The following is a 23,107-nucleotide window of genomic DNA, read 5'->3' on the forward strand; positions in this document are numbered from 1 at the left end:
TTCGACTGGCGCTTCAGCTTCTCGGCAATGGCATTCAGGATCATGACTACGCTCCGCTACATCGGGAGCGGAATTTCCACCGTTGTGGTCAACAGCTCGTTAACCAGAAAAATTTGCGACACGCCCGGCTAGAGACTTGCCACGACCTGACTTGATCAGTAGCCAATATGGGTCGATCGGGAGAGGCTGTAAATGTCGGTACCGATTTTTGCCCAAGATGCATGTGATTGAAGGCGAAGCCGCAGCGCAACCGATCGTCACCCGAATGGGCGGAGACAGCGCCTGCTGGCTCCGTGCCGAAGGCATAGAGCGGGGTCGCAAAGCGATGCGCTAAAGTAGCTATTCAGGGTAGACTTTCGAGGTACCATCTTTATTTGTTCCAGAGGAATAACGATTAATTTCCAGTGTGGTTGGTGGCAATGGCAGGTTTCGGACTCGAGCAGTGGGTAAGCTATCTCGGACTTGAACGCGTTGACGACCCGAACAAAGATCATCCGGTTTATCGCAAGCGGCTCGACGGAAAGATCATCGATCTCAAGGAACTGGATCTGCTTGTTGCTCAGAGACTGCGTGACCTGCGAACCGACCGACAGATTGCGCAAGCCAAAGTCGCTACACTGCTGGGGGTGAAAGAGGCGACCTATTCCCGTTACGAGAACGCCTCTTCCTTGATGACCGTCGGACGGCTGATCCACGTTTTCGAGGTCCTGGATATCACTCCGGAAGAGTTCTTCGATCCCTTCGTCAACGAACGACCTATTCATCCCAAAGGCAAGTCACGCAAAGACGTGAGAAACAAGCTGATGGGAGAAACGGTCGACCACCTGAAGAAGCTCGACGATACGGCCTTGAAGATGGTGCATGACCTGGTGATCGCCATGGAGCCCCGGACGATCGGAAGGCAGAAAAGGAATGGCGCGGCGAAAGCCGCGCCATGACACTCAGCGGGGTGGCTTTGGTTTCCGCCGCGCGCCGGCCGCCATCGGCGATCAGCCGGCGCTCATGCGGCGTCCTTTCTAGATTAACGAAGCCTGCACCAAACCACTAAACGCATAATCCACTTCCTTGGCGTAGCAGGACGGCTTTCCAAGGAACAGACAGGTGTTTTGGTGCTCCCGGAACTATCGACAATTGCCAAAGAAATCGGCAACGCTTCGCTAATGCAGGCGGTCGCCATCTTCATCGCTTTATTCACATTGAGCACGAAGATCCGCAACGCTTGGAAGGAACGGCACGCTGCCCGTATCCAGGCAGAAGAAAAGTTCTTCTCTGGTCGAGAAAAGACGGATGCTGTCCTGCAGCTTGCCTATGAGCAGAGCTTCGGATCTCACGCAACAGTACCAGAAATTAAGGCATTGCTGGACCACCCTATCGACGCAGTGGGCGTTGCTCGGGCACGCGCAAAAGCCGGGCCGCATGTGATTTGGACGGGAACATGGTTTGTGATGCGTAGCAACGTGTCTAACGGCTGGAGATTGTTTCTTTATGCCGCGTGGGTGCTGATTCCTGGGGTAGTTGGTGTTGCAACCTTGGCCTATGCTGTACCCGCACTTTTGTACGCGCAGTACCTGATCGGCTCCCTGCTCTTGGCCGAGACGGCTGTCTTGTTTGCAGCTTGTTTTTCGAATTTTCGGGACTTCGACAAGTATGCTGCCGCTCGTCGCTTGACTAAGAGCAGACCTTGAAGCTCGCCAACTTGGTACCACCACAAGGCATGCTTCAGTGAAGCGAAGTAGCCGGCTCCTGCAGCAGCTTTACCATCTGCCTCACAACCGTTCGCAGCTTCCTCCAATCGCGTAGATCGCCTTCGTTCACCCGCTCCTGGATTGCGGTCAGTATCCATCCGACGCAGGCGATATCGTCTGCAGCGCGATACTCGTCCGACCGATGAAAGCAAGCGATAATGCGAGGGCGCGCGCCTTCCTCAGTCTTCGGAATCTTCGAGACCAAGTCCTGCGCTTCTCGATAAGCCCTCGCCACACGCTTGAGATCGTCCGGCCCGGCTTGGGTAATCATGCCGACGGTCCACATCAGGGTATTTGAAAGGTGTTCCACTTCGTCAGTCATGGTGATCCTCGTCCTCTCCACTGTGACAGTGCTCCGAAAAGCTACCACCATGCCGACACTCGCGTTAGCTGCAGATCTGCAGATTAGGATCGCGTAATCTTCTATCTTGATTTTTGACGCCCCATGTGTTCCCTGTTTGTTCCTTTCGCTACCAGTCGTGAAAGGATCGAATTGAATGCTCGCCGGCCTGAAAATCGAGGCAGAAATCTATGTGCCTCTCATGCTCCACGGGTTATGCGCCGGCTTTCCATCACCCGCAGATGACTACATCGAAGAGTCTATCGACCTTACAAAGCTCCTGATTCGGAATCCGCCGGCAACCTTCCTGTGGAAGGTCGACGGCAATTCGATGCGGGACGCCGGGATCTTCCACGGGGATCTGATCGTGGTCGACCGAAGCGTGCGGCCGGTCGATGGCGATATTGTCGTGGCGACCGTGCACGGCGAGCGATCCTTGAAGCGGCTGCGCATGACGGGTGGTCGTCCGCGGCTGATGTTTGAGAATTCAGATATGCCGCTGTTCGACCTTCCGGAGATCGCGGAAGTCGAGATCTGGGGCGTCGCACTTTGCAACGTACATTGGCTGCGACCGAGGAAGCAGGGATGACCTCATTCGCACTGATTGACGGCAACTCATTCTATTGCTCTTGCGAGCGCGTCTTTGACCCTGCCATCGCCAAGCGGCCGGTGATCGTTCTGTCCAACAACGACGGATGCGCCGTTGCCAGAACGGCGGAGGCCAAGGCGCTCGGCATTGGCATGGGCGAACCCTACTTCAAGATCCGCGATCTCTGTCGTGACAATGATGTGGCGGTCTACTCCAGCAACTACACCCTTTATGGCGACATGAGCGCCAGGCTGAATGCGATCTACCGGCAATGGTCTCCGGATGTTGAGGTCTATTCGATCGATGAAAGCTTTTTGGATATGACCGACATCAGGCCCGTCGATCGCGTCGCCTTCGGCCGCGATCTTCGGTCCACGGTTCAACAATGGACCGGGATCCCGACATGTGTCGGCATTGGCCCGAGCAAGACACTGGCGAAGTTCGCAAACCACATTGCAAAGAAGAACCCGGAGCTTGGCGGCGTCTGCGACCTGACAGATGCAGCCGTTCGGCAAAGCTGGCTCGATCGCGTCGAGGTCGGGGAGGTTTGGGGCGTCGGATCGGCATCAGAGCGAAAGCTATTCGGCCTGGGCATTGAGACGGCCGGCGACCTAGCGCGCGTTGATGCGCGGCTCGCCCGCAATCTTCTGAGCGTGGTGGGCGAGAGGACGGTTCTGGAGCTGCAGGGCATTTCATGCCTGCCGCTTGAAGACGTGCCGCCACAACGGAAGGGCTGCGCCGTGACCCGATCCTTTGGAACGCCGGTTACGGATCTGAGCGGAATGCTCGAGGCGGTCGCGGCCTATGCGATGAGGGCAGGAGAGAAGCTGCGCCGGCATGGTCTCGAGGCGACACATATGGCGGTCTTCATGCATACGTCGCGCTTTAACTCGAAGGACAAGCCGCACTCGGCTCAAACGACAGTCCATTTTCCCGAGGCTTCGAACGATACTTTTGACCTGATCCGGGCCGCTCAGAGCGGAGCGCGCAAGATCTTCAGGGACGGCCATCGCTACGCAAAGGCCGGCATCATCATGAACGATCTGGTGCGGGCGGCGTCACAGCCGCGGCCCCTGTTCGATGCGCGGGACCGTGACCAGTCGGAACGGTTGATGACAGCCCTGGATGCGGTCAATGGGAAATTTGGGCGTGGCTCGCTTATCCCGGCCTCGGCCGGCATCAAGCGCGACTGGCAGACGAAGTTTGACCGTCGGTCGCCGCGCTACACCACGAATATCAAAGAACTGCCCGTAGCCGTGGCGCGCTAGCAAACGAAGAAGAAGCGAGGGATTTGGATGAGCCTGCCTCGGCTGAAGGATTACCGGGCGGAAACGATCGACGTTGAGTGCCGGCGCTGCGACCGTTACGCAGTACTCGATCGGAAGGCATTGGTGAAGAAATACGGCGCCAGCTGTCAGTTCGTCGACCTGAAGCGCGCCCTCGCGATTGGGTGCGACCGGAGGGGGTCAGATCAGTGTGAGGCGCGGTTTCCCTGCCTCCTGCGGATCGGCGTCCTCATAGAACGGGGTTAGTCTCTGAAGCGGCGGCTCGCCAGGATAAACACCAAGCCTAAGCCTAAGAACGGCAGAGAGTAGGCGAGGGCATTGGGATACTTCCATGGCGCCGGGGGAAGGTTGCTACATCCGCCCGCGCCGTCCAGACCGCAACTGAGGCTCGCTACAAAGTACCAGAAGCCGACTGCAAACAGGCAGACGGCAATTCCTGAGAATAGAAAGACGCGCTTGATCATAGCGCGACAATACCCATGACGCCGGCATTGGAAAGAGCCGCCCTAGTGGGGCGGCTCGGCGCTGATCAGCGCATCGAATGCGGCCTCTTCTTCGGCAAGCTTCGCTTCGACCGCCGCCAGCTCGGCTGCGATCTGCTGACGCTCGGGCCGGTCGATGGACGCTGCAAGCTCGGCGCGTAATTCGTTGATGTGGTCGTAAGTGGTCATCGTCGGCTCCTTTGAATGAAAACAAAGGTGCGGGACCGACAAGGGAGGGTTTGGGTCAATGACCGCCGGAGGCGGCCTACGGGGCGTGGGGGAGCCGATTTCGTTGCGCAGCGGCGAAATTGGGGGGACCGCGCATCATTGACGCGAACCCTCGCTTGTCGGTGTAATTGGATGATGTTGAGAGAGAATATACCTCTCCGTATGGCACCATCCTGTCCGGAACCAGTTGCACAACCCGTCGTTTTGGCGACGGAGGTTTCGGATGGCAGATCAAAGCAAGTTTTTCAGGCAGCTCGCTTCGAGTGACATGGTGCGCAAGGCAGCGCAGAGGCATGAGAGGCTTCAGCCGAACCGGACGACGATCGGATCCAGTCGCTACTTGAGCGGCTGTCTGAAGCCGAAAAGCGTTCGTCGACAAGCAGCGCGCAGGACCAGAATGCGCAGTGATCAGCTTGCAGGCCGCCGATCGGGCCACCATATAGAATCTTGATTGACACAGCGGGTCCTCCCAGCCGCCGCGTCGATCGTTCCCCTCTGGAGGCTTAGACCTTCACACCTCAAGGGCCGCGGCTTCCGCTGGCCCTTTTTCTTTGGCGACAGATAAATCAGCCGCAGGTGGCCCGAGTGACCAGTTCCGTGGCGGGATCAGTCTCGATCGTCACCCGATCCTCTCTGAAGTCCTGGGTTACCATGTCGCCGGGTTGGATCTGGCGAACAGTCTTTGCGCCAGTCAGCTGCATCGCCTCGGCGTCTGTCGGCTTTTCCTTGCCGACCAACCCTTGCGCGGCTTCCGCTTTGCACGGACCTGCTGCCGGCGATGAAGCTCCATCCGCGCTGCAACCAGATGAGGCCAAAGCCACACAGGCGGCGACCATAGGGAAGGAATAGAACGGCGACTTCATCGGGAATCTCCTTGCTCTGAAGCTCCTACAAGGAGTTCAGGATTGGCTTTTTCGTGTCGCTGCCATCATAGCGAGATGAGTTCACCTCCCGGCCGACACGGTAAAACTCGAGCTGGCTGTCGATCTGGTTTTCAACAAGGAAGGCTTTCGCTTCAGCACCCTGAACAGAGGCATCCAACCAGGTCTCATAGGCAGATGGATCCAGCATGACGGGCATCCGCGTATGAATATGAGCGATGTGATCGACGGCCGGCGCTGTGATGATCGTGCAGCTGGTGATGCCTAGCTTGTCGTTATGCGCCCATAGCCCGGCGAAGGAGAAAGGCTTCCCCTCGGGGAGCTGCAACAGCCATGGGTCTTTCTTGCCGTCCTCTTCGCTTGTGGTCCATTCGAAATAACCATCAGCCGGAATAAGGCAACGCTTCGACTTGAAGGGTTCTCGAAATGCCCCTGACGTGTCGACTGTCTCAATCCTGGCATTGAACATTGCCGCTTTCGGCAGCTCTTTTGCGAAGAAGGGCACGAGCCACCAGCGCCCGTAGTCAATTTCTAGCGCGCCGGCTTTGTCCTTATGGGCGAAATAGACGCTCTGTGTCGGCGCGATGTTGTAGCGCGGCGGCATGTTGGACGGAGGCGGGGTCTCTGCATGGATATTGTAGAGGGCAGGGATCTCGGCCCAAGTCATGGTGTTGGTAAAACGGCCACACATTCACTGCCCCTCGATTTTCTATCCAATCAGACCATAATACAGATCCCACAACCAGTTTTCGCGTGGCTGAGCGTTGGTGAGGCAGTCCAATGATCGTGGCTGCGCCAGATCAATATCACAAACGCCCGTCACTAACGCGTATCTTTGACGCTCGACGTCTGCCAACCGCCAGCCCATCCAGACGCATCCTGCCATAAGAACAACGATTAGAAGATTCCTCACGCCAGACCCTCCATTCAGTTATCGAACGAACTTCTAAAATAGCTCTTCTCTCGACACCGAGGCGCCACTAACGAGAATGGTCAGAACAACCAACCCGGATCACTTGAGAGTGCCCGCATCGCCGCTTTCGGCTCCTTAGCGAGTATCAAAAACAAAGCTCTTGTAGCTGCATCAGGCTTCCGGCGTCCTTGTTCATAGGCCTCTACAGTTCTGGCCGGAATATGGGTCAGCCTCTCGAATTCCCGGCACGAACTCGCGACGCTGCGCCTGATCGCTTGTATCACCGCAGGTGTCAGCTCATTCTTCGCGGTACTTCCAATCAGGTCCAGAAAGGCATCAAGTGGAAGATTACTTGGGAAGTTGTTCATGAGGGCGGTCCAGCAGAGGTCTTCTTGATCCGCTAAAAAACGGTGTTTTGGTCGCTACGTCAATGACGTATCATACAGTTCACGAAACCAGCTTCATGAACTGAATTCTCTTTACCCTGAACCACCAAAACACGGATTGAATCTCAAACAAAACAATTATTTAAGCATATCGACTGAGCGGAACTGCGGGGAACTGTATCTATAAAGAAAGGAATGGCGGCGCTAAATTTTTCGACATGGTAGTTTTCACCCCTAGGAGGCCCCGATGTCTGAGTTGATCGACCGTCTTTTTTCGATGCTGCGCATACCGCCTGAGCACCATGGATTTGTAATCAGTCTCGCTGCGATCGCATTGTCCGGCTACGCGATCTACGCCGTGCTCTCTGTCGTACAAGGACGCTAACGATGATGCGCACATGGGTTCCCTTGCCCACCGTCTGGATCGAGCAACAGGGGCTAAAGCAATTCGCATGGTCTGATGGAGGCGGAGGCTCTGATCAAGCCTCTGCGCTCATATGCCTGATGCTTATCGCTCACCACACCGACGGCTTTGGACTAGCGAGGCTGACTTACGGGAAGATTGGAGACATAGCAGGGTTAAGCCGCAGCAAAATTTCCGGCGGCTTGGAGGTACTTGCTGAGCGCGGCCTCATTATCAAGGAGCAGGAGCGAAGTGTGGTTCGGCTTTCTAACCTCAACACGGCCGTCGGGGGATGGGGAATGCTGCCTGCAAAGGGCCTCTACTCGACAACAGGCCGGATTCCGTTTTTCCGCCGCCTTCACCTCCGTCATCGTGCGGAACTAGATGCACTGAAGCTGTACCTTCTTTTCGTCGCACGTCGCGACATCACGCGAAACGTTGTTGACTTGAGTTATGACAAAATCCGGGAGTACGCAGGCATTAGCAGGAAAAAGATCCCCGATGCTCTGTCTCTGTTGTCTGTTAATGGTTTGATCCGTCACGAACGACAACCCAGCGACATCAATGATTATGCCACTATGAACTCCTATCGGCTTTCATACCTGGACTCGTACCGACATCCAGGCACGACTGGTCGCGCCCAGTTAGTGGCCGCCAAAGAGCTCTGATGCCATTCAACAACCGGACCACAAAGATTCGCTTCATTAAGGTATACGTGCTGAGACAGAGGTGGCTCGGTTTGTCTGAACAGTTTCGGGCGTTTTGCTAAGTGGATTTCCGCCTCGATTATGCCGCCACCATCATGGGTGCCAGCGCGTTGAAGTAGGCCTGATCCGGCGTCTGCCGGTCAAGGGATGAATGTGGGCGTCGGCTATTGTAAAAGGTCAGATATCGGCCAATGCCGACGCGGGCCTCAGACACGGTCTTGTAGGCGTGGAGGTAGACCTCCTCGTATTTGATCGACCGCCAGAGCCGCTCGACGAAGACGTTGTCGCGCCATGCGCCCTTGCCATCCATCGAGATGGCGATCTCAGCTTTCTTCAGCACCGCCGTGAAGTCCATCGAGGTAAACTGCGAGCCCTGATCCGTGTTGAAGATGTCGGGCTTGCCATAGCGGGCGAGCGCCTCCTCGACCGCTTCGATGCAGAAGTCCGCTTCCATCGTGATCGACAGCCGCCACGACAAGACCTTCCGGCTGAACCAGTCCACGACGGCACAGAGATAGACGAATCCTCGCGCCATGGGGATATAGCTGATGTCCATGGCCCAGACCTGGTTGGGTCTGGTGACGGCCAACTTGCGCAGGAGGTAGGGATAGATTTTGTGACCTGGCGCTGGTTTGGAGGTGTTCGGGCGGCGGTAGATCGCTTCGATGCCCATCTTCTTCATCAGCGTGGCGACGTGCAATCGCCCCGTTTCCAGCCCTTCTCCCCTCAAGAGCCCTTGCAACATCCGACTTCCGGCGAACGGGTAGTCGAGATGCAGCTCATCGATCCGCCGCATCAGGGCCAGATCGCCGTCGGGCACTGGACGAGGCAGATAATAGACGCTGCCACGGCTGAAGCCGAGAAGCTTCGCCTGGCGCACGACGGATAGTTTGTGCGTGCGGTCGATCATTTCTTTCCGCCCAGCAATCCCGCCTTGCCGAGCGCACCGGATAAAAAATCATTCTCCAGTGTCAATTCGCCGATCTTAGCATGCAGTGTTTTGACGTCCACGGCCGGACCTGCCGGTTCGGCCTTCGCTTCATCGCCAAAAACGCCTGTCGCACCCTCAAGGAGCTGGTCTTTCCACTGTTTGATCTGGTTGGCGTGTACGTCAAACTGTTGGGATAATTCCACCAGCGTCTGCTCACCTCGGATGGCGGCAAGTGCCACCTTCGCCTTGAAAGCCGGGCTATGGTTCCGGCGCGGTCGTCTTGTCATGGTTTCTCCTGTTCCCGGCATCTAAGCCGAAGTCAGGCAGAAATTCCACTTATCCCCGCTGTTCAGATTTCCCGAGCCAGCTCTTTAGGCTATCGACATCGCGGATCTCATCGCGGCCAGCGGTCGATAACCGCGTTGATTGGCCGGACATATGGCTGCACCGTCCGGAGGTGAATTGCGCTGAAAAACCTTGGCAACCTGGCCGTTCCACATATGAGTCAGAGCCTATTTTGCACGCCCAAACACAAGGAAAAGAGTAGCGTCAGGTTACCCGATGGGTGACCGGATAAGGGCATAGAGGAGGGATGAACAACGCCCGTGATCCTCGCTATACCCGCCATCGCTCTCCGGCCGAAGTGACCAGCCAAACCGTGTGGCTCTATTTCCGGTTCCCGCTCAGCCTGCGCATGGTAGAGGAAATGCTGGCCGCCCGTGGAATCCTGGTCAGTTATGAAACGGTGCGACAGTGGGCGCTGAAGTTCGGCCTGTATTTTGCCAACCAGATCCGCCGACGTTTTCCGGCACCTGTTGCGCAAGCTGCTCAAGAAGCAAGGCACCGCACCGCGCTTGATGATCACGGATAAACTCGTCAGCTACGGCGCGGCTATGCGAGAGATCATGGCAGGGTGTGGAGCATCGGCAGCATAAGGGCATAAAGAATCGAGCGGAAAAACAGCCATCAACCGACCCGAAGACGGGAGCGGATCATGAAGCGCTTCAAGTCAGCCGGGCACGTACAACGGTTCCTTTCAGTCCACGATCAGATAGCCAACCTCTTCCACCGTACCGCCAACAGCAACGTTGCTGAACGTCGCGAGGCTTCCCCCCAGGCCTTCACTGCCTGGGCCGAAGTGACAGGCGTTGCCGTGAGCATCTGATTTGGCGACCCAAGGAGGCGCTTTGCCTCCAGCTCGTCAAATTGACGGTGCCCATCACAGGGATGATGAATGGAAAATTCCGGCTCTTAGGGCTCCACTTATTGGGGGCACGTCACAGATCCTCTTCGAGCGAGATCCACACGTCGTAGTCTTCGTCAAAGATGATTTCGGCCAGTAGCGCCCCCAGTCGATCGCTTACATTCGTCGCGTCATCCAAGAATGCGCTTCTCATCAGTTTTTTCAAGCTGCCAACTCCATCAAGGCTCGAACTTCCCGTCGTCGCATATTGCGTGACAAGCAAGCGACATGTTCCACATAGACCTCGTCGAGTTCGACGATGGGCAACCGGGTGACATTGTTGTCTGTGCGGCTGACGGCAAGCTCGAACATAAAACCGATACCAAGACTCTGAAGCACCGCTTCATAGACAGCCTCGCGTTCTCCAAGCGACAAGGCCGGCTCAAGATTAAGATCGGCCTTTTTCATGGCCCGGTTCAGTGCTGATTGGGTAAGCGACTGATCGTTGCGGAAGATCAGCGGCTGATCGGCAAGTTCATGCAGCGAAACCGGCGTGCCGCGTTTGGCCAAAGCGTGGTTGCTCGGCACCAGCGCAACCGCCCGCTGTTCGATGTAAGAGGCTCGCGTCAGGGTCTCATCATCGGGGACGCCGGTAAGAATGATGGCATCGCATTGCTGCTCGTAAAGCGCTGTTGTGACGCGCTGCCAATTGCCGAAATTGGCTGTTACACGCACCCCGGGATAAAGCCGGCGGTATTCGGAAATCAGCGCCATTGCCGGATTGGGGGCGCCGCACATGACATGCAGAGCGCCCGTCTTCAAGGCACTGGAAGCGCTAAGAATGTCAGATGCGGCATCCTCGATGACATGCAGCTCGCGTGTCTCTTGGAACAGGCGTTTGGCCAGCTGCGTCATCCTTGCGCCATCGCCCGTACGCTCGAACAGCATGACGCCGTGGGTCTGCTCGATTGCCTTGATCTGTGCGGTGATTGCCGGCTGGCTCAATCCGAGACGCTTTGCTGCCGCAGTAAAGCTGCCCTCCTGCACGACAGCATTGAAGGCGCGAAGTTGAGTGTAGCTGATTTTTGGGCGCATGGATAAGACCTGATGAGGGGTAGAAGGAAAATTTATAATACGTCACTTGTGTGTAAAATTTATATAATATCATCCCGCCCAACGAAACTTTGGCAGGCATTTTTCATGGCAGCTCTCAACATCCAGGCGGTCGCGAAACGCTTTGGCGAAACCGACGTTTTGAAGCGTATCGATCTGGACATTCGGGACGGTGAGTTTATTTCGCTGGTCGGGCCATCCGGCTGCGGCAAATCCACGTTGCTGCGCATCGTGGCTGGTCTCGAGCAGCAGACCGAAGGCCATATCTTGCTCGACGGTCGCAAGGTCGACGCGATGCGACCGCGTGATCGTGATCTTGCGATGGTCTTCCAGAGTTACGCGCTTTATCCGCATCTGACGGTCGCCGAGAATATTGCTGTGCCGCTCACCATGCGCCGTATGTCGACATTGCAGCGCTCTTTGATCGGCAAGATTGTGCCCTCTGCAAGCGAAAGGCGGCGTGAGATCGCGGGCGAAGTCGCCAAGGTGTGCGATGCCTTGTCAATCAATGCTCTGAAGGACCGCAAGCCGGCAGCACTGTCTGGCGGCCAGCGGCAGCGTGTTGCACTCGCCCGCGCCATGGTGCGCAAGCCGAGCGGCTTCCTGATGGACGAGCCCTTGTCCAACCTCGATGCCAAGATGCGCGTACAGGCACGCAGCGAAATAGCGGCGCTGCATCGCCAGCTGGACTCGACATTCATTTACGTGACCCATGATCAGGCCGAGGCGATGACCATGTCGGACCGGATTGCGGTCATGATAGGGGGAGAGCTCCTTCAGGTCGATACACCGGACCAGATCTACCAGATGCCGCAGGATCTGCGGGTTGCCGAGTTCATCGGAAGTCCCAAGATCAACGTTGCGGCGGTGACCCTGCGGGAGGCGGGGCTGCTTTCCCTGACCGCGCGGGGAACCACAAACGCCATTCATGCCGCCTTTCGTCCGGAGGCCGCACGCCTGACTGCGGAAAGCGAGGGCATCTTCTGCGGCATCGTGCATCACGTCGAAAATCTGGGGTCGGACCTGTTCGTGCAGGTCAAGGCCGAAGGGATCGTCGACATGGTAGTCGTGCGGACGGACCCCGCAGGACAGCGGCCGGCGCTGCGCGACCGCGTCGGAGTTACGATCGACGAGACCCGTCTGCATGTGTTCCGGGCGGACAATCGTCGCATGCCCGGGACGTTCCGGCTGGAGCGGCGGCGATGACGCTTTCGGCGAGCCAGAACCGCGCCGGTCTCGCCCTGATGGCGCCGGCCGCCATGCTGGCGGTGATATTCCTGCTCCTTCCGCTTCTGGCGATCTTCGTTCTCGCCTTTACCGATTACCAGCTCGGCGACAGGACGCTGCATTTCATCGGCTTCGACAATTTCCGCGAGCTGGCAGATGAACCCATATTTTGGACCTCGCTCGGCAATACCCTGCTGTATTCGGCGGTCGTGGTGCCTGGTTCGGTGACGCTTGGTCTTGTAAGCGCGCTCTTGATCGATGCGAGAACGTCGCTTCGCTCGTTTTACCGGACCGTCTTCTTCCTGCCGGTGATGGCAAGCCTGCTGGCGATGGCGGTGGTGTGGGAGTTCATGCTGCATCCAAGCTTCGGCATCGTGAATACCGCCTTAAAGGCCATAGGCCTTGCGCCGCACAACTGGCTGAAAGACGGCGATATCGCACTCTATGTCCTTGCTGTGATCGGTATCTGGCAGAGCTTCGGTTTCAACATGGTGCTGTTCATGGCCGGGCTTTCGGCTATTCCCCGCGATCTCTACGACGCAGCGGAAATCGATGGAGCGCCGAATGCCTGGGCGCGCTTCAGCCTGATCACCTGGCCTTTGCTCGCCCCGGTCACGGTCTTCGTCTCCATCACCGCGATGATACGGTCCTTCCAGGTTTTCGACACGGTACATGCTCTGACGCAGGGCGGTCCGAGCAAATCGACGGAAGTCCTGCTCTACACGATCTACGCCGAGGGGTTCGAATTCTTCCGCAGCGGTCGTGCCGCAGCGATCACCGTTGTCTTCATCGCGCTTGTCGTTGCCGTAAGCCTGATGCGCTTCGTGTCTTTCAAGAAAAATGGAAAGCCGGCATGATGTCCGTTTCCCGCAAGACGACCGCTGCCCTGACCCGTTCGGCAATGCGCCATATCCTGCTGATGACGATTGCAGCCTTTGCCCTTTTGCCTTTCGCGGTGATGGTCTCGACCTCGCTCAAGCCGGCGGATGAGATCTTCTCCGACTCGGTGCGCTGGTGGCCACATAAGCTCGCCTTCGTCGAAAATTACAATCAGGCCCTCTCGACTGCGCCGCTGGCCTTGTATCTTCTTAACGGTGTCATCGTCACGCTCGCGATCTTCTTCCTGCAGGTTCTGGTATCGCTGCCCGCGGCCTATGCGCTGGCCAAGCTGCGCTTCATCGGCCGGCGCATCGCCTTCTGTTTCGTGCTGTTCTGCCTGTTGATCCCCTATCACGCGATCGCGGTGCCGCTCTTTATCATGCTGTATTTCGTCGATCTGCTCGATAGCTACAGTGCGCTGGTTCTGCCCTTCACGATCTCGGTGTTCGGCATCTTCTTGATGCGGCAGTTCTTCATGGGCGTGCCCGATGATCTCGTCGATGCCGCACGCATGGATGGGCTTTCCGAACTGTCGATCGTCTGGCGCGTGATGCTGCCAGCCGCAATTCCAGCGCTGACAGCCTTTGGCGTGTTCTCGATCGTGGCGCATTGGAACGACTATTTCTGGCCGCTGATCGCAGTGTCCAGCGACGGCTATTTTACCCCGCCGCTTGGCGTGATGGCGTTCCGCAATGCCGAGGCGGGGACGAATTTCGGGCCGCTGATGGCCGCCGCCACGATCATTGTCGCCCCGCTGATCGCCCTTTTCCTTCTGGCGCAACGTCGCTTTATCGAGGGCATCGCCTTCACCGGTATCAAGTAACTCCACCTCCCAACCTTCACCCCCATAAAATACTCGGAGACACCCCATGAAACTGATCCTGACAGCTACGGCTTTGTCGCTGATGGCATCTACCGCACTGGCTGAAACCACCATCACGGTGCAGTATGCCTATCCGGAACTCTTCGACACAACCCAGAATGAAATGGTGAAAGCGTTCGAGATGAAGCATCCCGACATCAAGGTGGAGTTTCGCTCTGCCTACAAGGATTACGAGGATGCTGCACAGCGCGTGTTACGTGAAGGCATTACCGGCAATGTGCCGGATGTCACCTTCCAGGGTCTGAACCGCGTGCGCGTTCTGGCCGACAAGGGTATTGCCGTTGCGCTCGACGACTTCATCGCTGCTGAGAAGGACTTCAACGCTGCCGGTTATCACGAAGGCATGCGTCAGGCCGGTACCGTTGATGGCAAAGTCTATGGCCTGCCTTTCGCGATCTCGCTGCCGATCGTCTATTACAACATGGATCTCGTGAAGAAGGCCGGTTTCGACGAAAACAGCCTGCCGAAGACGTGGGACGAGATCGTTGCGCTGTCCAAGAAGATCAAGGCCGGCGGCGAGGCTGACGGCATCGGAACGGAATGGGCTATCACCGGCAACTGGTTGTGGCAGGCAATGGTGTTCGCCAACGGCGGCACGATGCTGAACGCTGACGAGAGCAAAGTCGCCTTTGACGGCGAAGCGGGCAAAAAGGCGATCGGTACACTGGCAAGCCTGGTAACAGAGGCGCAGTCGCCGGATATGACGCCGAACGAGATGCTGGCGGCATTTTCCGCCGGCAAGATCGGCGTAATGGTGACGACGACGGCCCGCGTCAACGCGGTGACCAAGCAGATCGGCGGCAAGTTTGAACTGAAGACGGGCAACTATCCGGATCTCCAGGAAGGCGTCTCGCGCCTGCCGGCCGGCGGCAACGTTGCCATGATCACCGCCAAGGACAAAGCCAAGCAGAATGCAGCCTGGGAATTCCTGAAGTTCGCGACGGGCCCGGAAGGCGGCGCGATCATGGTCAAGACGACCGGCTACATGGCGCCCAATAACAAGGCTGCAGATCTGCTGAAGGATTTCTACACGGAAAATCCGAACCAGGCGGTCGCGCTTTCGCAGCTGCCATACCTCACTGGCTGGTATGCCTTCCCGGGTGACAACGGCCTGAAGATCACCGACGTGATCAAGGACCGTCTGCAGTCGATCATGGACGGTAGCCGCGCCGAGGAGGCCGATGCGGTTCTCGCCGACATGGCTGCTGACACGCAGGCACTTTTACCCCGTCGCTGATCCACCAGACTTGCCGCGCGGCCTAGCCGGCCGCGTGGCTCCATTCACGATGAAGTTTGCCATGAAAATCGTCCATGTCACCGATATCCACTTGGTCCCGCAGCCCGCGACGCTTTACGGACTTGATCCGCGCACGCGGCTCGATGCGGCCATCGACAGTATTCATGCGGATCATCTGGACGCCGATCTGATAGTGCTGACCGGAGATCTCGCTCACTGGGGCGAAGTTCCAGCGTATGAAGCACTTCGCCACCGGATCGACGGATTGAAGCTTCCGGTGGTCATGATGGTTGGGAACCACGACGACCGGACCTCGCTGCGGGTTGTGTTCCCGGGTGCGATGGATGACGGGAACGGTTTCGTTCAAGGCAGCCGTATCATCGACGGTCACCGGCTGGTGTTTCTCGATACTAAGCAGGCAGGCACCCATGCCGGCGCCTATTGCGACCCGCGACTGGCCTGGCTTGAAAACGAATTGGCCAAGGGCGTGGAGCCAGTGCTTCTGTTCATGCACCATCCGCCCTTCCTGACCGGAATCTCCTCCATGGACGCGATCACCCAACAGGATGTGGATGCGCTCTGGCAGGTTCTACAGCCGCATGCGCAGCGCATCCGCCATATTTTCCTCGGTCACGTCCATCGGCCGATCTCGGGCAACTGGCACGGGATTTCCTTTTCGCTCATTCCCGGTCTCAATCATCAGGTGCCGTTAGTACTCGATCCCCACGGCGAGAATATTCCCGGCAGTCACGAGCCGCCGGCCTATGCCGTCGTGTCGGTCGAGGATCGAAGCGTCGTGGTGCATCTCAAATACTTCCTCGACGGATCGAAACGGTTTCCGCTCGATGGCTACGAGGTCAAGGGGCGCGGATATGCGCTCGGCTTCCCGACAGACGAAGCCTGATCCCGGCCCATTTTCGAAACAGGATGTCCCGGACACGGGAGGACGAACTTCCGTGACGGGCTCCGCAGACTTGAAAAAACAACACATGCATGACTTCGAGACTACCGACGGCGTCCTTTTCGATCTGGACGGGACGCTGATCAGCGGCGGTCGGGTGTTGCCATGGACCGACAGGCTGATCAAGGCCAGCCGCGGGCAATTCGCCATCGTGACCAATGACGCCGAACACACCACATCGGAGATTGCCGCGTTGATGGGCCGGATCGGCTTTCCTGTCGATGAGGGCAGAATCGTGACAGCGGGCATGGAGGCCATCCGGCTCGTGGCGGCAGAAAAGCCGCAGGCCCGGATACTGATGGTCGCCAGTGACGCGCTCAAGGCCTATGCGCGGACGCTTGGGCTTTATTGTTGCGCCGACCGGTCGGATGTCGTGCTGATCGGTCGCGACCGAGCGTTCTCTTACGATAAGATCGCCGCGGCTGCCAACGCCGTGCTTTCGGGCGCGCAGCTCGTCATCTGCAATCCCGACCGGACGCATCCGGGCCCGGGCGGGGCTATCGTCCCGGAATCCGGGGCGCTTGCCGCATCGATTCTCGCCTGCACCGGCCCCGTTCCTCATCGAATTGTCGGTAAGCCGGAGCCTGCAATATTTAAAGCCGGCATGGCAATTCTGGGTACCGCTGCGAACCGGACGCTGATGGTCGGCGACAATCCGGAGACTGATGGCAAGGGTGCAATCGGCGTCGGCATCCGCTTTCTCGATGTCGCGTCAACATTGGCAATGGATACGCAAAGATTTTGAGGCTCTTTTCGCGCTGCTGGACAAACGTACAGCTGCCTATGCAAACGACTCGAACTGCTGACCGACCGATGGATGAGGTTAGTTCCAGCACACCTCTGCTGATAGCTGTCTTCGTGAGTTTGAGTTCGCTGGATTCGCGCTTTTTTCTTGTGCCGCCTAATCGATTGGATTGTGTCCCCGGGGAGTGGTGTAGCTAGGTAATAACGAAGCTGCTCGCGAGCGCGCCCTCCAATGTGATGTAGGGAGCGGGCGACGCAGCGGTGGTCAGGAGCGTTTTCTGCGCTGGGAATTTCGCTTAGCAAATTGCAGGCAGATGCCAATAATTTCCGCTTCCGTCGGAGGCCCTGCCGGTCGCCTCCGCCTTGATGGGATACGAACCAGCGGCCGCTTGTGCATCAAGATTTCCGAATTGAAATAATTCGCAATTTTCGATTTGTCCCAAAAGTAGGCAGCATGGATGGCATCTTCGCGAGCACGCCACCCGGACTGCGATTTATCTCCGCGTCAGTATTCGCTTTCAACGCCCATTTCCACCAGAAGCAAGCGCTCCTGCTCTGCCTCCAAGGCCGATCGAGCGACCTCTCTCGCCTTAATGTCGAGCGTATAGAGTGGCATCTGCCAACGACCGTAAAGGTCGCGAGCATTATCCGTTGTCGCGCTCTCCGATGCCATTTTTCTTTCGACTAATTGCGTCAGCGTTGCTTCAATCAATCGAACGTTTTCCTGCGCCGGCGTCTCATCTTTAAAATCGACCTCGCTCCAAATCGACGAGATCAGCTCCAGGCCTTCGACCGTAAATGCACCGAACGCATCAAGCGCTTCCGCGACGACAATGGCGTCGGGTTTAGGATTGTAAAAGCCGACATAGCCAGACGGTGCAACCCATTGCAGGCTGCCGTCATCCAGGGCTTCGATGTCGGCATAAAGCCGCGTTTCGCGGCGATAGATGAGATCGTTTGGTGCGATGAATTCTCCCATATTGCCTTCGACATAATGGGTCACCCTACGTCGGTCGATGATCCCGCGCAGCTCCTTTAAATCGACCGGGCGCCATTGGCAGGCCTCAGCATAAAGAAGACGTGCCAGATGATCGTAATACCATCCCATCAACACCCCAATGCGCCTCGAAACCTCTTTTTTCGGGCACCGTATGATGTCCATGAGGATGAGTATTTTGGCAGCTTCTTCTTCGGCGTGCCCTTTGAGCAGCATGGATTCTCGCGGCATTTGCGAAACCGCTTCGGATGCCGTGTATAGTCCTTGCGCGCTCTGCAGGAGTATCGGCAATCCCTCCGCGATGAACGCCAGGCGCTCGGCAAAAGGCAGGTTAACGATCTTTCGAGCCTGCCGTAATCCGATATCAATTCTTGCCATCGATCACCCCTCACGTGCTCATCCGACAGTAACGGTGGATTAGTTTGCGTGCTCTTCTTTCGCGATAGGCCCCACGCTATTGAATAGATTATACAAGATCGAGAATCGCGCGAAAGAGGAGCGTAGCTATTCCACCCATTCCGACGATTTCTGCAGGAGCGTTCTCGACTGCTCTCGCCTTGAGGCCAAATCTGGTCGCATGGTTTTTGGGCGCTGGCGCATCGGCGGCTTCCGGAATTCCGACCGGTTACGCGATGATCCGCGACTTCAAGGCTCAGATTTTCTGTCGTGAGAACAAGCTCTCCAAAAGGGAAATAGACACCGGAGATCCTGTCTGGATCGACCGGATCGACGCTTTTTTCCGCCGCACATCCCTGCTCCCAGCGGACGGAGATCCGACCGAATATGCAGCTGCCTTTGAGGCGGTCTACCCGCAGGCGCGCCACCGCAGGCAGTATATTGACGACGCAATCTCGAAGGGTTCGCCCTGTTTCGGCCAGAAGGTCCTGGCGAGCCTGATTGCTGGCGGAAAAGCAGATTGCGTCTTCACCACGAACTTCGATCCGCTGATCGAAGATGCAACCTTATCGGCCAACGCATTGCGTCCGGTTGCCATGCAGCGTCGGCCGACGGTAGCAGGGATCGATTCTGCTGAACGGGCGCTACGCTGTCTCAACGAGTCGGACTGGCCGCTGGTCGCAAAACTCCATGGCGACTACCAGGAGATATCCATCAAGAACACCGGCTCCGAGCTGGAGAAACAAGACGAGCGCATGCGGCATGTGCTGGTGGAGGCCAGTAAAAGGTTCGGCATGGTTTTCGTCGGATATAGCGGGCGCGATGCTTCCGTTATGGGCGCCTTGTCATCTGTCCTGACCGAGCGGTCGCCGTTTCCCAACGGGCTTTACTGGATGACATCGTCAGCGTCCCGTCTGCTGCCGGCCGTGACTGACTTCTTGACGAAGGCGCAAAAAGCAGGGGTCGATGTTGCCATTGTCGAATGCGCAACCTTCGATGAGCTTGCGGCAGACGTCTTCAGGGCAATAGACCTCCCGAGCGAATTGCACGACCACATCATCAAGGCTAGGCCGAATTCTCGGCTAATTCCGGTCACCGTACCCACGTCCGAGGCACGGGCCTTTCCAGTTCTGCGGTATTCCGCCGTTCTGGTCGAGGCACTTCCGTCGCATGCGCGAAAGATTGTCCTTGGGCAGTCGACAACCTCCCCTGCTGTTCGGGAGCTCCTCAAAGCCGCCAAATGTCGGGCGATCATCGCCGCGAACGGCCGCGAGATCGCAGCATTCGGGAATGACCAGGAGATGTTGAAAGCTCTGTCGTCGCTCAATCCGAAACTGGCCGGAACTATCGCTCTTGACCCGGAGGCTGACAGCTGGGCTCTCGGCATTCTCTATGACGCACTGGTGACGGCCTTTTCGCGTTGGCGCCCGCTTACTCCACGCCTGCGACGCTCGGGCCACTCCTTGACGGTTTCATCACCACGCGAGGGTGAAGATGAACAGCGGCGACGCAGACGTAACGAGAGCCTGAAGCCACTTCGTGATGCCTATCAAAGCCCGCTAACAGGCTCTGTCCCCGGCCTCGGCTTTCCATTTTCAGAGGGCATTCTGTTGAAGCTCGAACAGATCGACGGGCGATGGTGGTGTGGGTTCGAGCCATATACTCATGTGGACATTCCAAGGCTGGACCCTGCGGCAGGCACCGGCAGTATTGCCCGCGAGCCTTCGCTCGATCCGCTCTCGGTGCCCCGTGAACGCCATGGCGGCGATCCGGCTGGCGACTGGCGACGGGAGCGTTGGGCGCAAAGATACAACAAACAGTGGGCCGCCATCATTCACGCATGGGCTGGCCTTTTGACCCGTTCCGCCGATGGCGAGACCAAGGCGTTTGGCCTTGAGGACAGTGCGGGCGTGGATGCCGTGTTCCGACTTAATGAGGTCACGGGATGGAGCCGGCCGAGTCACCACCACCGCTATTTTGACAGGAAGAAATGATGGCAACGCAAAGTCATGCCTCGAGGCTTCCTCCGTTTTCGCTCCTCGATGAGCCGCTGCTTTCCTTTTCGGCCTCCGACGACAGGCAGGTCGATGTACATCCGCTGCGCGGACTGCTCAACTTCGGACCCTATTCGAAGGGTTCATTTGGCGGCTACACATCGACACTGCGGATTGCGACTGTTGGGCCCGAAGCCACGTTCAGGCGGCGCGGCGACTTGATGGCGTCGCTGCGCAATGCCTACCAGCCGAGTGATCGCTCGGAATACGTGCCGCCCTATCCCGGCTTTGAGGCGCTCTTTCACGTCAGCCTCGAGCCCGCTGGACGCGGCACCCATATCAAATGGCCGGACGCTCTCGATCAGCTCCCCGGCCAGGGCGATGCCCAATCCCGTCTCTTCCTCGCCATGGAAGACGCTTTGCGGCGGCTGGACGCCGTCAGGGCAGAATTCGATGTCGTCCTCGTGCATTTTCCCGACGATTGGGCAGCCGCGACACGCGGCAAGTTTTTCGACGCCCATGATGCGCTGAAGGCGCTTGGCGCGAAGTACAACATACCGACACAGGTTATCAACGACCGCGTTTTCTCATTCTCACACGCAGCATCCCGCTCTTGGCGCCTCGCGATCGCTCTTTATGTGAAAGCTGCCGGTACGCCTTGGAAACTTGCTCCTCTGAAAGGTGTTCCGACGGATACGGCCTATATCGGGCTAGCCTATGCGCTGAGAGGAGATCAGCGCGACGCCCATTACGTCACCTGTTGTTCGCAGGTTTTCGACATGGATGGCGGCGGAATGCAGTTTGTCGCGTTCGAGGCTCGCGATCCGGTTGCTGATGCCGCCGAAGCGCGCCGGAATCCTTTTCTCAGCCGTGACGACATGCGTGCCGTGCTTGCCCGCAGCCTAGAACTTTATCAGGGCCGCAACGGCGGAATTCTTCCGAAGCGTTTGGTGATCCACAAAACCACCGCGTTTAAACAATCCGAGATCGACGGTGCATTCGATGCTCTTGCCGGTGTTCCGGAAATAGAATGTATCGAGATCAACCCGTCCCCGGGCTGGCGTGGCGTATGGCTCATCTCGTCAGGGCGAAAGAGCCCACCTTCCCAGCCATCGGGCTATCCCGTCCCCAGGGGAACCTGTGTTATCAGGTCTGGGACCTCGGCGCTTGTCTGGGTGGCAGGCAACGCACCTGAAGTCTCGACCAAAGGCGACTACTATCAGGGCAAGAAGAGCATCCCCAAGCCGTTGCAATTGATCAGGCACGCCGGGAGCGGCCCGCTCGAATTGTCAGCCCATGAAGCACTGGCATTGACGAAGATGGACTGGAACAATGACGCGCTCTACGATCCGGTCCCGGTAAGTATCCGCTATTCACAGCGGCTCGCGCGAACGATCGCGAATGTCCCCGACCTGCCAAAGAGTGTCTATCCGTACCGTCTTTTTATGTAATAGATCTCGATCGCGACCTGATACGAAGTCGAGATCGACGAGAGCCAGCAGTTAAAAAAATGCGTTTTAAGCTGGGTCAGGCCACCAGCTGAGGCCCCCTAAACCCCAGGAGCAGCGGGAAGACAGAGGAGGACAGCAGGACGGGAAGACGCGGAGCACCGCACACACTCCGCAACCTACTGTATTGCAACAATTTTCTTTACACGTCTGCGCCAAATCGCGCAATTCAGGGGATCAGACCCAGTTATATCCTATCTCTACACCTTCACCGAGGTCGATTTAATAGGATTCAACGCAGCTTTCTGGCGCGCGTATTCCCTCGTTGCCGCGCGCATCCGGTTCAGTCATTGTCGGTTCAACAACGAGCTGAAGAGGATCTGGTCCAATGGCCAACGGGCGTCAATCAACGGTGAAGCGGCTTAAGATGGCCGAGCGGGCGCAGCAGCAGATGCAGCTGCATTTTCCTGGCGTGCCTGCAGACTTCTTTTGGCACCGCAAGACGAATGATGGCTATACCACCCTGCCCCGCACCCTGCCGATCGCCATGCAGGCGATCGACAACCAGTCGAAGGGAAACCCGGCCGGCCACACGTTGTTCAGCCTTTGGGCGCGTGCGCCCGACTATCCATTTCTGACGATCGAAAACCCAACGACCTTTGCAGCCGAAGCTGGCTTTACAGGCACACGGGTCGTCGATACCTGGCGTAAGCGGATGAAGGCTCTGCGAGCTCTGTGGTTTATCCAGACCAAGGCGGGCCCGTCGGGAGAATTTCATTACGTCTTCCTCGTAAATCCCAACGTCGCGGTCGAGTGGATGAAGATGAACGGGCAGATCCAGGATGGCCTTTACGCTCGCTTCATCGACCGGGTCATGGAGATCGGTGCTTTCGGCGAGATCGAAGGATTTCACGAGCATTTGGAACTCGTGAGACAGCAGCAGGCCGCAGCGGAAGCAGCGAAAACCGCAGCCGCGGGGCAAGTCGCCGCCGACGCACCCGTTGCAGCTGGCAGCGAGCAAAGCGTCTGATGGCGACGCGTCAAAACGAGAAAAGCCCGCCAGAGGCGGGCCTTTCCCTTAGATCGTATGACGATGAGGGTGGTGTTAACCCGCGACCTCACGCGCCTTTCAGATATGCTTTTATTACAAGCAC

At 57.6% G+C, this 23,107-nt stretch carries 23 protein-coding genes and 1 pseudogene; 16 read left to right on the forward strand and 8 right to left on the reverse strand.

The annotated features are described in order from the left end of the window. Positions 1-404 precede the first annotated feature (404 nt). Both Q2T52_RS25710 and Q2T52_RS25715 read left to right on the forward strand, forming a co-directional pair. The gene (locus tag Q2T52_RS25710; RefSeq protein WP_302079781.1) at positions 405-938 is read left to right on the forward strand and encodes a helix-turn-helix domain-containing protein; all 534 of its coding nucleotides are present in this window, start codon (positions 405-407) and stop codon (positions 936-938) included. A 171-nt stretch (positions 939-1,109) separates the two neighbouring features. Next, positions 1,110-1,685, forward strand: coding sequence for a hypothetical protein (locus Q2T52_RS25715; protein WP_302079782.1), 576 nt, complete (start codon positions 1,110-1,112; stop codon positions 1,683-1,685). Positions 1,686-1,719: 34 nt separating this feature from the next. Here Q2T52_RS25715 and Q2T52_RS25720 read toward each other — a convergent pair whose 3' ends face one another. Beyond that, positions 1,720-2,067: a hypothetical protein gene (locus Q2T52_RS25720; RefSeq protein WP_302079783.1), complete on the reverse strand. Its 348-nt coding sequence runs from the start codon at positions 2,065-2,067 to the stop codon at positions 1,720-1,722. A 175-nt stretch (positions 2,068-2,242) separates the two neighbouring features. On the opposite strand from Q2T52_RS25720, the gene Q2T52_RS25725 reads away from it, so the two are divergent. After that, a complete protein-coding gene (locus tag Q2T52_RS25725; protein ID WP_246301846.1) occupies positions 2,243-2,674 on the forward strand; it encodes a LexA family protein in 432 nt (143 codons plus the stop codon). Beyond that, positions 2,671-3,942: a Y-family DNA polymerase gene (locus tag Q2T52_RS25730; RefSeq protein ID WP_302079784.1), complete on the forward strand. Its 1,272-nt coding sequence runs from the start codon at positions 2,671-2,673 to the stop codon at positions 3,940-3,942. The genes Q2T52_RS25725 and Q2T52_RS25730 overlap by 4 nt, the downstream gene beginning before the upstream one ends. Positions 3,943-4,466: 524 nt before the next feature. Here the strand turns inward: Q2T52_RS25730 and Q2T52_RS25735 are convergent. The 4 genes from Q2T52_RS25735 to Q2T52_RS25750 all read right to left on the reverse strand — a co-directional run bounded on the left by Q2T52_RS25735 (position 4,467) and on the right by Q2T52_RS25750 (position 6,832). Then, the gene (locus Q2T52_RS25735; protein WP_302079785.1) at positions 4,467-4,631 is read right to left on the reverse strand and encodes a hypothetical protein; all 165 of its coding nucleotides are present in this window, start codon (positions 4,629-4,631) and stop codon (positions 4,467-4,469) included. Between the two features lie 605 nt (positions 4,632-5,236). Next, on the reverse strand, positions 5,237-5,533 hold the full coding sequence (locus Q2T52_RS25740; RefSeq protein ID WP_302079786.1) for an I78 family peptidase inhibitor: 297 nt from the start codon (positions 5,531-5,533) through the stop codon (positions 5,237-5,239). A gap of 25 nt (positions 5,534-5,558) precedes the next feature. Then, complete coding sequence (locus Q2T52_RS25745) at positions 5,559-6,242, reverse strand: SOS response-associated peptidase (RefSeq protein ID WP_302079787.1); 684 nt, start codon at positions 6,240-6,242, stop codon at positions 5,559-5,561. A gap of 302 nt (positions 6,243-6,544) precedes the next feature. After that, complete coding sequence (locus tag Q2T52_RS25750) at positions 6,545-6,832, reverse strand: helix-turn-helix domain-containing protein (RefSeq protein WP_302079788.1); 288 nt, start codon at positions 6,830-6,832, stop codon at positions 6,545-6,547. Between the two features lie 265 nt (positions 6,833-7,097). Between Q2T52_RS25750 and Q2T52_RS25755 the strand changes: the two genes are divergently transcribed. Both Q2T52_RS25755 and Q2T52_RS25760 read left to right on the forward strand, forming a co-directional pair. Continuing rightward, complete coding sequence (locus tag Q2T52_RS25755) at positions 7,098-7,235, forward strand: hypothetical protein (protein WP_302079789.1); 138 nt, start codon at positions 7,098-7,100, stop codon at positions 7,233-7,235. Positions 7,236-7,237: 2 nt separating this feature from the next. Then, positions 7,238-7,921 carry a hypothetical protein gene (locus Q2T52_RS25760; protein WP_302079790.1) on the forward strand — a complete coding sequence of 228 codons (684 nt, stop codon included), beginning with the start codon at positions 7,238-7,240 and terminating at the stop codon, positions 7,919-7,921. Positions 7,922-8,039: 118 nt separating this feature from the next. Here the strand turns inward: Q2T52_RS25760 and Q2T52_RS25765 are convergent. Continuing rightward, a protein-coding gene (locus Q2T52_RS25765) for an IS3 family transposase (protein ID WP_302079791.1) occupies positions 8,040-9,178 on the reverse strand; the annotation gives its coding sequence in 2 pieces (ribosomal slippage) (positions 8,040-8,920 and positions 8,920-9,178; 1,140 coding nt in all). Positions 9,179-9,483: 305 nt separating this feature from the next. Here Q2T52_RS25765 and Q2T52_RS25770 point away from each other — a divergent pair. Further along, positions 9,484-10,056, forward strand: a pseudogene (locus Q2T52_RS25770) (IS6 family transposase). Positions 10,057-10,296: 240 nt separating this feature from the next. On the opposite strand, the gene Q2T52_RS25775 reads toward Q2T52_RS25770, so the two are convergent. Continuing rightward, complete coding sequence (locus Q2T52_RS25775; RefSeq protein ID WP_302079792.1) at positions 10,297-11,169, reverse strand: LysR family transcriptional regulator; 873 nt, start codon at positions 11,167-11,169, stop codon at positions 10,297-10,299. Positions 11,170-11,274: 105 nt separating this feature from the next. Here Q2T52_RS25775 and Q2T52_RS25780 point away from each other — a divergent pair, with 105 nt between their 5' ends. The 6 genes from Q2T52_RS25780 (at position 11,275) to Q2T52_RS25805 (ending at position 17,119) form a co-directional block, all read left to right on the forward strand. Continuing rightward, positions 11,275-12,393, forward strand: a complete 1,119-nt coding sequence (locus tag Q2T52_RS25780) for an ABC transporter ATP-binding protein (protein ID WP_302079793.1) — start codon at positions 11,275-11,277, stop codon at positions 12,391-12,393. Further along, positions 12,390-13,271 (forward strand): carbohydrate ABC transporter permease, encoded by an 882-nt coding sequence (locus tag Q2T52_RS25785; protein WP_302079794.1) that lies wholly within the window; start codon positions 12,390-12,392, stop codon positions 13,269-13,271. The genes Q2T52_RS25780 and Q2T52_RS25785 overlap by 4 nt, the downstream gene beginning before the upstream one ends. Then, a complete protein-coding gene (locus Q2T52_RS25790) occupies positions 13,271-14,116 on the forward strand; it encodes a carbohydrate ABC transporter permease (RefSeq protein ID WP_302079839.1) in 846 nt (281 codons plus the stop codon). The genes Q2T52_RS25785 and Q2T52_RS25790 overlap by 1 nt, the downstream gene beginning before the upstream one ends. 46 nt (positions 14,117-14,162) lie before the next feature. Continuing rightward, entirely contained in the window at positions 14,163-15,413 is a 1,251-nt protein-coding gene (locus Q2T52_RS25795; RefSeq protein WP_302079795.1) for an ABC transporter substrate-binding protein, read from the forward strand. Between the two features lie 61 nt (positions 15,414-15,474). Beyond that, positions 15,475-16,317: a phosphodiesterase gene (locus Q2T52_RS25800; RefSeq protein ID WP_302079796.1), complete on the forward strand. Its 843-nt coding sequence runs from the start codon at positions 15,475-15,477 to the stop codon at positions 16,315-16,317. A gap of 85 nt (positions 16,318-16,402) precedes the next feature. Next, on the forward strand, positions 16,403-17,119 hold the full coding sequence (locus Q2T52_RS25805) for an HAD-IIA family hydrolase (protein WP_302079797.1): 717 nt from the start codon (positions 16,403-16,405) through the stop codon (positions 17,117-17,119). A gap of 504 nt (positions 17,120-17,623) precedes the next feature. Here the strand turns inward: Q2T52_RS25805 and Q2T52_RS25810 are convergent. Next, positions 17,624-18,493 (reverse strand): hypothetical protein, encoded by an 870-nt coding sequence (locus Q2T52_RS25810; RefSeq protein WP_302079798.1) that lies wholly within the window; start codon positions 18,491-18,493, stop codon positions 17,624-17,626. A gap of 254 nt (positions 18,494-18,747) precedes the next feature. Between Q2T52_RS25810 and Q2T52_RS25815 the strand changes: the two genes are divergently transcribed. The 3 genes from Q2T52_RS25815 to Q2T52_RS25825 all read left to right on the forward strand — a co-directional run bounded on the left by Q2T52_RS25815 (position 18,748) and on the right by Q2T52_RS25825 (position 22,983). Then, positions 18,748-20,505, forward strand: a complete 1,758-nt coding sequence (locus tag Q2T52_RS25815; protein WP_302079799.1) for an SIR2 family protein — start codon at positions 18,748-18,750, stop codon at positions 20,503-20,505. Continuing rightward, on the forward strand, positions 20,505-21,956 hold the full coding sequence (locus tag Q2T52_RS25820; RefSeq protein WP_302079800.1) for an argonaute/piwi family protein: 1,452 nt from the start codon (positions 20,505-20,507) through the stop codon (positions 21,954-21,956). The genes Q2T52_RS25815 and Q2T52_RS25820 overlap by 1 nt, the downstream gene beginning before the upstream one ends. A 385-nt stretch (positions 21,957-22,341) precedes the next feature. Further along, positions 22,342-22,983 carry a hypothetical protein gene (locus Q2T52_RS25825; protein WP_302079801.1) on the forward strand — a complete coding sequence of 214 codons (642 nt, stop codon included), beginning with the start codon at positions 22,342-22,344 and terminating at the stop codon, positions 22,981-22,983. The last annotated feature ends 124 nt before the right edge of the window (positions 22,984-23,107 follow it).

This window comes from Rhizobium oryzicola (assembly GCF_030504645.1).
GTDB lineage: Bacteria > Pseudomonadota > Alphaproteobacteria > Rhizobiales > Rhizobiaceae > Neorhizobium > Neorhizobium oryzicola.